Origin of the sequence: Maridesulfovibrio sp. (assembly GCF_963677005.1) — a bacterium.
Classification (GTDB): Bacteria; Desulfobacterota; Desulfovibrionia; order Desulfovibrionales; family Desulfovibrionaceae; genus Maridesulfovibrio.
On sequence record NZ_OY781616.1, the window covers coordinates 3,998,737 to 4,012,265 of the forward strand.

Consider the following 13,529-nt stretch of genomic DNA (forward strand, 5'->3'; position numbering starts at 1 on the left):
CATAGACATATTGCCATCTGTTATGCCTTCTCATACCATGCTCACAAATAAAATAAACATACATAATGGAAATCTCTATCCCGGAAATGAGCATAATTATGCAGGATTTTTTTAATGACATTCCACTGCTGGTGGAAGTTGCGCGGCAGAAAAGTTTTACCAAGGCTTCGGAAATACTGGGAATAGGAACATCAACCCTGTCCCGGCGTATAAAAAAGCTGGAAGAAAGAATGGGGGCGGTTCTTTTTTACAGGGATACCCGCAATGTCGAACTGACAGATAACGGGCAGATACTGCTTGATCGTTGCGAATTCATACTTGAGGAAACGCAGCGGACCTATGACGCAGTCGTCAACAACATGAAAAATCCTTCGGGGCTGATCCGAATCTGTATGTTCCGGGACCTGTATGACCGGAATATGAAGAAGGCGTTGCTTTGTTTTGCAGATAATTATCCGGATATAAGGATAGACCTTACCTGTGTGGAGCATCCGGTTGATCTGCGCACGGAACCGTATGATGCGGCTTTTCTCATCGGCCCTTCAATAGCACCGCCTCTTATTGCCAGAAAGCTGATGAGAATTGAGCCTTTTCTCTTTGCTTCACCGGAGCTTTTCAAACGCTATCCCATGCCGGTCACCCCCGAAGATCTGCATCATGTTCCCTGTATCGCGCTTGAGCGTTTCGGGAACCGCTGGCCCATGTTCGATGGCAAGCGGCAGGTCTCAATTCAGATACAGCCGAAGTACACTTTCAGCTCTGTTGAAATCTGTCGTGATTTTGCTCTTGCCGGACATGGGCTGACCCTGATCCGATGGCAGGAAGCGGACCAGTACGAAAAGGAGGGGAGACTGATAAAGGTACTCCCGGAATGGAGCGGAGGTTTCGAGCATGATGTCCACGTGGTAACCGGTTCCCCTCAGCTTACGCAGAGGCTGCGTCTGTTTTTGGATCACATTCAGAATTTTTACGATTCCCTGTAGCTGTGGACTCTCAGGCTGAACGGATGTCCCTGATCACTTCAGCCGGGGTCTGGCCGAAATAACGTTTGAACTCGCGGCTGAACTGCGAAGGGCTGTCGTAACCGACCTGGTCTGCAGCCAGATAGGCTTTCATCCTTTTTTGTATGATCAGATCCTTGGCGCGTGAAAGTCTTATTTTCTTGAGGTATTGGAGCGGGGAGTCCGCTGTGATTTCCTTGAAGGCTTTGTGAAAAGCCGAAACGCTCATGTTGGCGGAATCTGCCAGTTGCTGCACATCAAATTTTTTCGAATAACTTCCTTCCATCATACTTATTACGCGAGCGACCTGCGAAAAAGAATTGCTTCCCCGTGCAAGCGAATAGAGAACAGGGGCCTGACGCCCGCAGAGAACACGGTAATGTATTTCCCTGACAAATCCCGGAGCCAGAATTTTAGCTTCCGTTTTTGAGCGGAGAGATTTGATCAGTTTGACCGCGGCTTCCTTCATATCCTTACTCATCACCGAAGGGCCGATGCCGAGAGGAAAATTGTTTCCGTCAAGTTTTGCTATTTTCGATTGAAGATCCATCTGGGTGATAAGATCGTTCAACTGCGCCATGTCGATGTCTATGTACAGACCGAGCAGCGGCTTGTCCTCGCTTGGAAAAGACTCGCATGCAAACGGCATAGCCACGGATGTTACCAGATAGTTATCGGCATCATAGCGAAAGGACATCCCGCCGATGTGCGCCATTTTGTACCCCGAAGCCACAATGCATATTCCGGGATTGTAGACCATCGGCCTGATACGGACCGGTTCTGTCTCCTTAAAAAAACGAACACCCTTATATCGCGATTCCACGGCTCCGCCGTCATCGATCGCCATCTCTTCAAGCAATTCTACCAATTCAGACATATTGTATATTTCCTCCTTTTCGTCCGGATATTATGAACCCCATACCGGAATTTTATTCAACATAAAAAAGTTCTCCGTAGAGGAATAGGCAAACTTTAAAGAGAAATGTGTGTTCAACAGGACCTGAGAACTCCTTAAAACAACTTTAACAGACAAAGTTAAACATAAGGAGCAAACAATGAATTTTGAATTTGAAAATCCTACCAAAGTTATATTCGGCGCAGGAACACTCGCAAGGCTTGGCGAGGTTGTAAGTGAATACGGCAAGAAAGCCCTGATAGTTACCGGCGGCGGCAGCGTCAAGCGGACCGGTGTTTTCGACAAGGCCGTTGAAAGCCTGAAGGCCGCAGGTGTATCTTTTGCCGAGTGCACCGACATCGAGCCCAACCCGAGAATCACCTCCGTTGCCCGCGGCGCAAAAATTGCCCGCGATGAAGGCTGCGATGTTATCATCGCCATCGGCGGCGGAAGCACCATGGATGCTTCCAAGGTTATCGGCGCAGCAGCCCTCTATGACGGAAACCCCTGGGACATGATCCTGCACGGACAGGAAGAAGTCTATGTCCCCACCGAGACCCTCCCGCTCGTCACCGTGCCTACCCTGGCCGCAACAGGCTCGGAAGCAAACTGCGGTGCGGTAATCACCAATGATGAAACCAAGGTGAAATCCTTCATCCAGATTCCGCTTCTTTTCCCCAAAGTCGCCGTTGTCGACCCGGAACTTACCGTGAGCGTTCCCAAAAACCACACTGCCTACGGTGTCTGCGACATCATCACCCACGTTATGGAAGGTTACTTCAACGGTGTGGACGGCACTCCCATTCAGGATCGTTTCGCGGAAGGCGTAATCATTAACACCATCGAATGGGGCCGCAAAGCCGTTGCAGACGGAACCGACCTTGAAGCCCGCGGCAACGTTCAGTGGGCCTCCATCGTAGCCCTCAACGGCTGGGTTCAGGCCGGTGTCCACATGCTCGCTCCCATGCATATGATCGAACATGCCCTCTCCGCACACCACGACATCACTCACGGTGCCGGTCTGGCCATCGTCGGACCCGCATGGATGCGTTTTGCAGCAAAGCATCGTCCCGAACGTTTCGCACAGTTTGCCCAGCGCGTTTTCAATCTTTCTCCCGAAGGCAAGGACGACCTGACTCTGGGAATGGAAGGAATTGATGCATACGAAGCTTTCCTGCGTGAAATCGGATGCCCCACAACCCTTTCCGAAGTGGGTATCGGCGATGCGCTGTTTGAACAGTATGCGAAGGATTCCGCTCTCGTTGTCCGTGACGAGGAAGGCAGACTGCTCGGACGTCCTCCCATGACCACGGAAGATATCGTCGAAGTGCTCAAATCAGCGCTTTAATCCGAAACCAGCCTTCACGCGAAGGCGATTTCACAGGAGTAGGCAAATGAAAAATATTCTTTCAACCGGAATCACACTGACCATGCTGTCCATTCTGACACTGGTCCTGACTATAAACTCAGCTTTTGCGGAGGATAAAATGGCTTGGGATAAAACATTTCCCCTGAGTGACAAGGTAATCCACGAAAAAGTTTCATACCCTAACAGGTATGGAATCACCGTGGCTGCCGACATGTACAAACCCAAGGATTTTGACAAATCCAAAAAGTATGCAGCTCTTGTTATCGGCACCCCCTACGGCGGTGTAAAGGAACAGGGCGCAGGCATTTACGCGCAGACAATGGCCGAACGCGGATTCGTGACCATTGCTTTTGATGAATCCTTCAACGGTGAAAGCGGCGGTGAGCCCAGACACGTCTCCTCCCCTGAGATTTTCGTTGAAGACTTCAGTGCCGGTGTCGATTTTCTGGGAACACGTCCTTACGTAGACAGAAACAAGATCGGTGCTATCGGTATCTGCGGCAGCGGCGGATTCGCCCTCAAGGCAGCACAGGTTGACCACCGCATCAAAGCTGTTGCAACGGCAAGCATGTACGATATGAGCCGTGTGCTCCGTAACGGCTGGCAGGACAGCATGACCCCGGAACAGCGCAGCAAGGTTCTTGACGAACTTGGCGAACAGCGCTGGAAGGATTTCGAAAACGGAAGTCCCATGCTTCCCGAAGGATTCCCGACCGAAGCGGTTGATTCCATCCCCGAAGGTCTCGACCCCATCAGCAGCGAATTCTGGGAATACTACGCAATGGATCGCGGTCACCATCCCAGATCGCACGGTCCGTTCACCAAGACCAGTGACATGGCTTTCATGAACTTCCCGCTGCTGAACTACATCGACACCATCTCTCCGAGGCCCATTCTGTTCATCATGGGTGAAAAAGCGCACTCCCGCTATTTTACCGAAGATGCATACAAAATGGCTGCTGAACCGAAGGAACTCGTTATCGTCCCCGGAGCAAGACACATCGACCTCTATGACCGGACCGACATGATTCCTTTCGACAAAATGGATGATTTCTTCCGCAAGGCACTGAAAAGATAATCATGGTTCCAAATAATGAGTCGGTCCCCGGTCAGAACCGGGGGCCGACTTTCCTCCAAAGGGACCACGTTGCTGTTTTTATCCGTGAATAAGGCTGCCGATAAACTCAAGCCGTTTACTCCACACAAAAAATACGCTGAATGAACAGGGAAAATTACAATTGCAAAAGTCCAAATACAGCCTGGGGTTTATCGCATCCACCATATCGTTATTGATGGCATTTGCGGTATCGGCTACGCCGATTCCCCTTTACGATATATATCGCCGTGCAGACGGTTTAACATATAGTGACCTTTCACTGACCGCTGTCGTATACTTTGTCGGCGCAGTTACCGCACTGCTTGTTTTCGGCAGAATTTCAGACCATTTGGGTCGAAAACCGGCTACATTTCTGGTTTTCGGACTGGAAGCGGCGGCCTGCATACTTCTGCTGGATGTAACCAGCGCACTGCCGCTGATAGCTGGCAGGTTTCTGCTGGGGCTGGCTTGCGGGATGGCTTCAAGCTCCATTGCATCATATGTCGCCGACAGTGCTCCTTTATCTCCCGCATGGCTTTCCGCAGTGATAATCGGCAATTCTCCCATGGTCGGACTGACTTTCGGAGCCCTGACCTCCGGAGCGCTTGTTCAGTACGGGCCAAGTCCCAGAACACTGTGTTATCTGGTTGTTCTGGTCGGTCTGGCCGTCTGCGCCGTGCTCATTGCCTTCAGCAGGGAAACAGTACGCAGGTCTCCGGGACTGCTGAAATCTCTTCGGCCTGTGTTCTCTCTTCCGCAAGCCGATAAAAGATTGTATCCGGTCGCGGCCTGCACTTTTGTGGCCACATGGGCTCTGGGCGGTTTTTTTCAGGCCTATGCGCCCTCAATAGCTGCAAACCAGCTCGGGTCTCTTGATACATTCACTGCTGCACTTGTCTTTTCATCCTTTCTGCTTCCCAGCGCGATCGGCGGACCGCTTACTGCTCACATTTCACCCGCCAGTGCACAAAGGGTGGGCATGATCATTTTTACGCTGGCTGTCATGGCCGTTCTGTATTCACTGAAAACCTCCATGCTCTCTGTCTTCCTGCTGATGAGCGCTATTGCCGGGGCAGCACAGGGCGCTGTTGTTACCGGCAGTATCCGTTCCCTGCTTACGGGGGTGTCTCAAAAGGAGCGCGCAGGTGTTTTGTCACTTATCTATGCAACTTCCTACACGGGAGCGGCCGTACCGAGTTTCATAGCGGGGCAATTGTCACATTTCATGACTCTTTTTCAACTCGCTGTCTGCTATGGATTTCTGGCTCTGGCTGCATGCATCATAATTCTTCTGTTTGCCCGCAACCCGGAACCTGTCGGGGTGCCTGAAACCGTATAGGCAACGGAAGAACCTCCCCCGTGCGGAGGAGATGTTCAGGGTCTGCAGGTGGTAACTTTAGCTGTAAATAAAATCGTAAAAACCAATTAGGAATAAGAATATAACACAAAGGAGTTTAACATGCTTAAACTGTTATTAATCGGTCTTGTTTTCATCGGCTCTCTCGCATTTGCGGCAAATTGTCGTGCCGAGTCCGAAACGGACGGCAAAAATGAAAAATACGCAACCCGCACCCTTGATGAAGGGACAGCAATCAAACTTGTCATCGGCAATACAGAGATTCCGGGACTTCTCAACAACAGCAAATCCGCTCAGGCGCTTGTTTCCAAACTTCCCTATACCGTCAAGTTGCAGCGTTACGCTCACGATTACTGCGGTGTCATGAACGATGCCTTGCCTTACGACAAGCAGGATATGAAAGACGGCTGGTTGAACGGAGATATCGCATTTGCCGTAAACGGAAATTACTTCACCATCCTGTACAAGGATGAGGAGATTTCCAAGCAGTTCGACGGGATCGTGAACATGGGCATTATCAAAGCTCCTCTTTCCGTAATGGACACCCTTGACGGCAGCATCACCGTTAGGATCGAGTTGGAATAACAGCAACCCACGGATCAAAATCACTTTTGACCGTGTCGGAAGTGATACAAACCTGACAACCACTGGAGAATGACATGAAAAAATTAATTTTGATTCTGGCTTTGGTTCTTGTCGCTTCAATAGCGTATGCTGATCAGGAGCAAAATGGCGGGGCACAGGTTTTCTACCCGCAAGGATCACAGAAATCTTTCAAAGGCCCTGAAAAGTACTTCACCGGTGATGTAACCGTGGACATGCTTTTTCCTGCCAATGATGAAGCTGCCTTTTCCGGTGCATACGTAACCTTTCAGCCCGGTGCCAGAACCAACTGGCATTGGCATCCGGCCGGACAGCATATGGTTGTTACCGACGGTGTGGCGCTTACCGGAACACGCGACGGCAGGGTTATCGAGTTCAAGAAGGGAGAAACCGTATGGTGCCCGTCAGGTATCGATCACTGGCATGGTGCCACCCCCGATGCTCCGATGACCCATCTGGTTATCTCCGGAGTCAAGGACGGCAAGGCGGTTGTCTGGAAGGAAAAGGTAACAGACGAACAATATATGAAACGCTAGGAGTCGGGATTATGAATATGCGGAAATACATCTCATTTTTAATCGCGGTTGCAGTCGTTTTCAGTATTTCAACCATAACAGAGGCTAAAGATATGAAGAATGAAACAACCCTTAATGCCCGGCAGCAGTCTATCGTTACCATCGCCGCTTTTACCGCGAGCGGTGATATCGAAAAATTGAAACCGGCGCTTAATGAAGGTCTGGATGCCGGACTGACCATCAATGAAATCAAGGAAGTTCTGGTCCAGATGTATGCCTATACCGGTTTTCCCCGCAGTCTTAACGGCATGGCTGCGTTCATGTCCGTTGTTAAAGACCGCAAGGCCAACGGCATTCAGGACGAGGAAGGGAAGGAAGCCAGTCCTGTCCCGGCAGATTTCAACAGGGACGAATACGGCGCTAAAGTCCGGGCCAAGCTTGCCGGACTCGACAAGGATATCTCCGGCGCGGAATGGCAGTTGTTTTGCCCGATCATGGATACATTCCTGAAAGAGCACCTTTTCGCGGATATCTTTGTTCGTGACGTGCTCAGCGAAGAAGATCGCGAGCTGGCTACCATCGCGGCACTTGCCAATATGAGCGGTACCGGCGGACAGCTTTTCTTCCACTACGGAGCTGCCATGAACTCCGGACTGACCGAAGACCAGATGAACAGCTTTGTTGAAGTGCTTGATACCAAAGTGGATAAAAAACAGGCTCAAAGCGCTAAAGAAGTTCTTGCCGGGGTTCTGGCAAAAAGAAGTAAATAGCTCCTGTTCCGTCAATTAACGGAACAGATTGTTTACCCTCTATTTCCGGGTGAATGCGTATTCACCCGGAAATTAACTCACTATGGTTTATTATAAATTTTGTTGAGTGATATTATGAGCAAAAACATACTTCTCATCTCGGCTAGTCCCAGAAAGCAGGGCAACTCCGATATCCTCTGTGACGAGTTTATGCGCGGGGCAAAAGACGCCGGGCACCATGCGGAAAAAATCCGGCTGGCTGACAGAAACATCAACTACTGCACCGGATGCTGCTCGTGCATCAGCGGAAACGGTTCCTGTGCCCAGCAGGACGACATGGCTGAAATCTATGAAAAGATTCTCGCTGCCGATGTTATCGTTCTGGCAACCCCGGTTTATTTTCGCAGTTTCAACGCTCAGATGAAGACCTTTATCGACAGGGTCTGCCCCATTTATTCCATGATCAGCAATAAGGACATGTACTTCATCATTTCCGCTGCCGGAGGAAAACTTCCCGTGGACAGCACTGTCCAGAGTTTCCGGGTATTCACCGGCTGCCTGCATGGAATCAATGAAAAGGGCGTAATCTCAAGTACCGGCATCTGGGGCGAAGGTGGAGTTAAAGGCTCGGCCACATCCAGACAGGCCTACGAAGCAGGGCTGAAAGCCTGATTTCAAGCACAGGAAAGCATATGCAGAAACGGCAACTGGGAAACAGCGGTCTGAAAGTTTCAGCGCTCGGTCTGGGCTGCATGGGCATGAGCTATGGTCAGGGCCCCGCTGCTGACAGACAGGAAATGATAGCTCTTATCCGTAATGCGGTAGAAAGAGGAATTACATTCTTCGATACCGCCGAGACATACGGTCCGCACATCAATGAAGAGTTGCTGGGAGAAGCGCTGGCTCCGTTTAAGGACGAAGTGATAAGAGCCACCAAATTCGGGATAATGGTAGATTTCCAGAGCGGAAAGCAGATTCTGGACAGCAGTCCGGCCAGTATCCGTAAATCGGTGGAAGGATCACTGAAACGTCTTAAAGTGGAGACAATAGACCTGTATTACCAGCATCGCGTTGATCCAGAGGTATCAATCGAGGAAGTCGCGGAAACCGTGAAAGCGCTGATTGCTGAAGGAAAGGTCAGATATTGGGGCCTTTCCGAAGCAGGAGTCCAGACCATACGCCGGGCTCATGAAGTTCTTCCTGTAACCGCTGTTCAGAGCGAATATTCAATGATGTGGAGAGAACCGGAGGAAGAGCTGCTTCCCGTGCTGGAAGAGCTGGGAATCGGGCTTGTTCCGTTCAGTCCGCTGGGCAAGGGATTTCTTACCGGCAGGTTCGATAAGTCTTCCACTTTCGGCAAGGACGACTTCCGCAGTATTGTCCCGCGCTTCAGTCCGGAAAATCTGGATGCCAACCAGATTCTGGTTAAACTGATCCGGGAGATTGCCGCAGGTAAAAATGTTACTCCGGCGCAGATAGCCCTTTCCTGGGTGCTGAGCCGTAAACCGTGGATAGTGCCTATTTTCGGAACGACCAGCCTGCAGCGGCTGGATGAAAACATCGGGGCAACCGAAGTGGAATTTACCCAGGACGAACTACTCATCCTGGATAAAGCCCTTTCCGGAATAGAAATTTCAGGAGATCGTTATCCTGCGGAATTTGCGAAACGAGTTGGAAATTAACCTTAATCATAACTTAGACGACAGGCCTTTTCAGGCTTGTTGTGAAATGTCTCATCAAGGAGAAAGAACAATGGCGGATATCAACACTGATAACTTTTTCGGACGCGGAGAGGACAACACAGCTTACGCCAAGTATTTCGTAGGTAATAGTTTTCTCAATATTATCAACACTGAAGGTGTTTTCATCGCCAACGTGACCTTTGAACCGGGCTGCCGGAATAACTGGCACAGTCATGAAGCCAGCGAAGGCGGCGGTCAGATCCTGCTGTGTACCTGCGGACGCGGCTGGTATCAGGAGTGGGAAAAGCCTGCTCGCGCACTCAAGCCGGGTGACGTGGTCTACATCCCCTCCGGAGTAAAGCACTGGCACGGAGCCGCAAAAGACAGCTGGTTTTCGCATCTGTCCGTTGAGGTTCCCGGCGAAAACAAGAGCAACGAATGGCTTGAGCCGGTATCTGACGAAGATTACAACTCTCTGGACTAAATCCTTTTAGTCCAAGGTGTTAAGTCACAATTAAGACAGCATGGCGCGGAGTGAAATCAACTTCCGTGCCGTGACTTCATAATTACAGGCGCCGAGGCCCGGAGGGATTCTGCTTTTGAAGGTATCTTCGGGCCCCGGCGATATGCAGGGAGACGATCATGAATATTTTTGTGAGTCGTGTTGTTCCTTTGTTGTTTGTGGGATTCATATTCTGCTTGTTTATCCTCATAAAGGCTGGGGATGTAAAGGCTTCCGATGCCGGTAAAGACTCGGCCAATGGACTTGCCCTGTCCGATATGCAGGTAAAGATAACCTCCAAAGGCAAGACTGCCGTTTTCCGGCTCTACGACACGGTTGCTGCCAGGCAGTTTTATGATCAGCTGCCTCTCTCATTGGATTTAAGCAATTTCCGTGATGCGCAATGGATGTTCTACCCTCCCCAAAAGTTGAGCGTGGCCGCTGAAGAAGCCTATCATGACGGCAAAAAGGGTGAACTCAGCTACTATGAACCCTGGGGCGATGTGTTCATGCTCTACAAGGATTTTTATGCCGGCGATGAAATGCACAGACTCGGGATCGGATTGAGCGGGGTAGACGATATTGCCGGCATGTCCGGAGAGGCTGTCATCCAGAAATTTAAACCTAATAAAGCAACAGGGAAAACAGTCATGCAGATAAAAGTACAGGCAAACGGGCAGGAAGTGGTCTTTGAACTAAATGACAGCCAGGCCTCTAAAGATCTTTACGCCCAACTGCCGATCGACATCAAAGTTGAAAATTACAGCAGTAACGAGAAAATATTTTACCCCGCAAAGAAACTGGGAACCGCAAACACTCCGCTGGTGAAATCAGCCCGGACGGGAACTCTTGCCTACTATGCTCCCTGGGGTGATGTCGTAATGTTTTACGGCAGTTTCGGATCTGCTTCCGGCCTGTATGAACTCGGTCATGCTGTTCAGGGAAGCGAAAATATCAGGAAGCTTTCAGGAACAATCAGGGTGGAAAAATAAGTAAACCTGTCTATCCGCCTGCCGAGAAATAAAGATCGGCAAGGAGGCTAACCATGTCTGATAGAACAAAACCGGAAGATAAAAAAACTGCTGTTTCGCTTGAGCGGCGGGACTTCCTCAAGGCAGGAGTCGTTATGGCTGCCGCTCCTTTCCTCGCAGGGATGGGGAGCGCGGTCCTTCCTTCGGAAGCCCTGGCAGCGGCAGGCGGCAAGTCCGGCAGAAAGGTGCTGGTTATTTCGGCCAGTCCGCGAGAGAACAGCAATTCCGAAGCGCTTTGCGATGAATTCATGCGGGGAGCGCTTGAGTCCGGTCATGAGGTCGAAAAAATCCGTCTGGCAGATAAGAAAATCAACTACTGCACCGGATGCCTGGCTTGTGTCAGTGATCCCGGTGAATGCAGCCAGGATGATGATATGACCGGGATTTATCAGAAGATGATAGCTGCTGACATTATTGTGCTCGGCACCCCGGTCTATTTTCATGTAATGAACGGCCAGATGAAAGTTTTTATCGACAGAGTCTGCCCCGTTTATACCATGATCCGTAACAAGGATTTCTACTACGCGGTATCCTGCGCCGGAGGCGATGCGCAGGTGGAAAGTTCGGTGAACAGCCTGAAAATATTCACCAGAAGTTTCAGCGGAGCCAGAGAGAAGGGTATAATGTCCGTTACCGGGGCATGGGAAGGCGGCGCAGCCCAGTGGAGTCCCTCCTTCAAGGAGGCGTACACCATGGGGTTGAATTCCTGACTGTCCAGTACTGGGCTCGGTAAAAGCGGGTACAAGAATTTATGGAAACCGTGCCGGGTTTAGGATTCCCGGCGCAGTCTATGGATTTATGTTTTCCAAAAATATATTTCCCTTTGAATTAAAAGCAAAAGGGCACCGGCAATGAATCTGCCGGTGCCCTTTTTTGCTGATGTAGTTTTATACTGCTACGGTGTGTACAGTCCGGCCCAGATGGGCAGGTAGAGTGAAAGAACCGGCAGGCAGGAGAGAATGATCAGCACTATGAAATCCATGGCCACATACGGGATGGCTTCCTTGGCTATCTCATCCACTTCGCATCCGGCCAGGTTTGCGGCGGTGAACAGGTTGACTCCTACCGGCGGGGTGGCCTGTCCTATCGCCAGTGCGGAGATGAATATTACTCCGTAGAAAACCGGGTCGATCTTGAAAGCTGACAGTACCGGAATAAGAATCGGCATGACCAGATAGGATATTGATATAGCGTCAAGCAGCATTCCCAGAGCGAACAGGAGCAGGTTGACCAGAATGATCATGACGATTGCATTCGGGGAAACCTTGATAATAAGGTCGGCAAGGGTATCGATAACCCCGGTTACGGAGGCTGCCCAGGTGAAAATACCTGCAAAGGCGACAATGAACATGATTACCGAACTGGTCACTGCGGAATCAACGAGAATTTCCATGAGGTCCCGCCACCCGATGGACCTGTAGATTACCACCGCCACGAACAGGCTGTAAAACACAGCCACAACGGCAGCTTCGGTCGGAGTGAATATGCCGGTGTATATGCCGCCCAGAATTACAACGGGAGCCAGCAGGGCCCAGAACGATTTTCTGAGGGCTGTCATCAGTTCCGAAAAAGTCCCGCGCTTGCTTAAGCCCCTGTACCCGCGCTTGCGGGAGATGTACCAGGCCACCAGAATGGTGCCCAGCCCGGTGAGGAGTCCGGGGATAATTCCGGCAACGAAGAGGGCTGAAACGGAAACGGAAGTTATGTTGCCGTAAATAATGAAGGCGATGGACGGCGGGATGATGATTGAAAGGTCCGAAGCATTGGCGATTGTCGCACCTGCAAAGGCCTTTCCGTATCCGTTTCTGAGCATGGGGGCCATCAGGATCATTCCTACTGCGGCGGTTGTAGCCGGTCCGGAGCCGGACATTGCTCCCCAGAACATGCAGGTAAGCACTGCAACGATGGAAAGTCCCCCGGTGGCCCTGCCTACCAGCAGTTCAAAAAATGAGGCTATGTGGGCCGCGATTCCCGCCCGCTGCAGGATAACTCCGGCAAGGACGAAAAAAGGAATGGCCAGCAGCGGAAAGGATGCTATGCCCGAGGCGAAGTTCACCCCGAGCATCTCGGCTCCCAGATCGAAGTAGATGATGGTGGCCACAGCACTTACCCCGAGAGATGTGCCGATGGGGGCCCCCATGATCATGAGTATGAAAAACAGGACCAGGATAAGTATGAATTCCATTTTATTCTTCCGCCTCCCGGTCGGTCAGCTTGTTTACAGCATCCCGATATATCCCCCTGAAAATAAATACGGAAAAGACAGGCAGTCCGGCATAGTATATCCAGACAGGAATGTTCAGGGATGCAGACCGGGCCTGAAACAGGGTTATCTCATCATAGATGGCCTGAATCATAAACCAGTTGAGCACCAGAAACAGTCCGGCTGCCAGCAGGGAATAGATCAGGACCGAGGCTTTCTGCATTTTCTTGGGAAAGCGGTTGAAGAAGGTCACCATGCCAAGATGTTCGCTGCGTTCAAAAGCAATGCCTATGCCGATTATGGTTACCCAGACAAAAAGGTTGATTGTGATTTCTTCTGTCGCGGCTAATGAAAAATGGAAAATGTAACGGCTCAGGACATTGATGAACGCGATCAGCACCATGACGGCCATGCAGATGGCAACCAGCCAGTGATCAAGCCGAAAACCAAACAATAACTTTTTCACACGAAAACTCCCGGATTCGGATTTCATTGCAAAATCCGATTATCGGGCTGCCCCGGAAAG

Annotated in this window: 15 protein-coding genes; 12 read left to right on the forward strand and 3 right to left on the reverse strand. The window is 50.6% G+C overall.

The features are described from left to right. Nucleotides 1-98: 98 nt before the first annotated feature. Nucleotides 99-983 carry a LysR family transcriptional regulator gene (locus ACKU4E_RS17695; RefSeq protein ID WP_320172389.1) on the forward strand — a complete coding sequence of 295 codons (885 nt, stop codon included), beginning with the start codon at nucleotides 99-101 and terminating at the stop codon, nucleotides 981-983. A 10-nt stretch (nucleotides 984-993) separates the two neighbouring features. On the opposite strand, the gene ACKU4E_RS17700 is transcribed toward ACKU4E_RS17695, so the two are convergent. Next, on the reverse strand, nucleotides 994-1,878 hold the full coding sequence (locus ACKU4E_RS17700) for an AraC family transcriptional regulator (protein WP_320172390.1): 885 nt from the start codon (nucleotides 1,876-1,878) through the stop codon (nucleotides 994-996). A gap of 178 nt (nucleotides 1,879-2,056) precedes the next feature. Here ACKU4E_RS17700 and ACKU4E_RS17705 point away from each other — a divergent pair, with 178 nt between their 5' ends. The 11 genes from ACKU4E_RS17705 (at nucleotide 2,057) to ACKU4E_RS17755 (ending at nucleotide 11,510) form a co-directional block, all read left to right on the forward strand. Continuing rightward, complete coding sequence (locus ACKU4E_RS17705) at nucleotides 2,057-3,244, forward strand: iron-containing alcohol dehydrogenase (protein ID WP_320172391.1); 1,188 nt, start codon at nucleotides 2,057-2,059, stop codon at nucleotides 3,242-3,244. Between the two features lie 46 nt (nucleotides 3,245-3,290). After that, the gene (locus tag ACKU4E_RS17710) at nucleotides 3,291-4,343 is read left to right on the forward strand and encodes an alpha/beta hydrolase (RefSeq protein ID WP_320172392.1); all 1,053 of its coding nucleotides are present in this window, start codon (nucleotides 3,291-3,293) and stop codon (nucleotides 4,341-4,343) included. A 160-nt stretch (nucleotides 4,344-4,503) separates the two neighbouring features. Further along, nucleotides 4,504-5,700 carry an MFS transporter gene (locus tag ACKU4E_RS17715; RefSeq protein WP_320172393.1) on the forward strand — a complete coding sequence of 399 codons (1,197 nt, stop codon included), beginning with the start codon at nucleotides 4,504-4,506 and terminating at the stop codon, nucleotides 5,698-5,700. A 120-nt stretch (nucleotides 5,701-5,820) separates the two neighbouring features. After that, entirely contained in the window at nucleotides 5,821-6,303 is a 483-nt protein-coding gene (locus tag ACKU4E_RS17720; RefSeq protein ID WP_320172394.1) for a cyclophilin-like fold protein, read from the forward strand. A gap of 74 nt (nucleotides 6,304-6,377) precedes the next feature. After that, complete coding sequence (locus ACKU4E_RS17725) at nucleotides 6,378-6,857, forward strand: cupin domain-containing protein (RefSeq protein WP_320172395.1); 480 nt, start codon at nucleotides 6,378-6,380, stop codon at nucleotides 6,855-6,857. A gap of 92 nt (nucleotides 6,858-6,949) precedes the next feature. Continuing rightward, entirely contained in the window at nucleotides 6,950-7,606 is a 657-nt protein-coding gene (locus tag ACKU4E_RS17730; protein WP_320172396.1) for a carboxymuconolactone decarboxylase family protein, read from the forward strand. A gap of 114 nt (nucleotides 7,607-7,720) precedes the next feature. Next, on the forward strand, nucleotides 7,721-8,257 hold the full coding sequence (locus ACKU4E_RS17735; RefSeq protein ID WP_320172397.1) for a flavodoxin family protein: 537 nt from the start codon (nucleotides 7,721-7,723) through the stop codon (nucleotides 8,255-8,257). Between the two features lie 20 nt (nucleotides 8,258-8,277). Continuing rightward, complete coding sequence (locus ACKU4E_RS17740) at nucleotides 8,278-9,267, forward strand: aldo/keto reductase (RefSeq protein WP_320172398.1); 990 nt, start codon at nucleotides 8,278-8,280, stop codon at nucleotides 9,265-9,267. A gap of 70 nt (nucleotides 9,268-9,337) precedes the next feature. Next, entirely contained in the window at nucleotides 9,338-9,751 is a 414-nt protein-coding gene (locus tag ACKU4E_RS17745) for a cupin domain-containing protein (protein ID WP_320172399.1), read from the forward strand. Nucleotides 9,752-9,909: 158 nt separating this feature from the next. After that, on the forward strand, nucleotides 9,910-10,761 hold the full coding sequence (locus ACKU4E_RS17750; RefSeq protein ID WP_320172400.1) for a cyclophilin-like fold protein: 852 nt from the start codon (nucleotides 9,910-9,912) through the stop codon (nucleotides 10,759-10,761). A 53-nt stretch (nucleotides 10,762-10,814) separates the two neighbouring features. Then, entirely contained in the window at nucleotides 10,815-11,510 is a 696-nt protein-coding gene (locus ACKU4E_RS17755; protein ID WP_320172401.1) for an NAD(P)H-dependent oxidoreductase, read from the forward strand. A gap of 185 nt (nucleotides 11,511-11,695) precedes the next feature. On the opposite strand, the gene ACKU4E_RS17760 is transcribed toward ACKU4E_RS17755, so the two are convergent. After that, nucleotides 11,696-12,985, reverse strand: a complete 1,290-nt coding sequence (locus ACKU4E_RS17760; protein WP_320172402.1) for a TRAP transporter large permease — start codon at nucleotides 12,983-12,985, stop codon at nucleotides 11,696-11,698. 1 nt (nucleotide 12,986) lies between these two features. After that, nucleotides 12,987-13,469 carry a TRAP transporter small permease gene (locus tag ACKU4E_RS17765; protein WP_320172403.1) on the reverse strand — a complete coding sequence of 161 codons (483 nt, stop codon included), beginning with the start codon at nucleotides 13,467-13,469 and terminating at the stop codon, nucleotides 12,987-12,989. Between the last annotated feature and the right edge of the window lie 60 nt (nucleotides 13,470-13,529).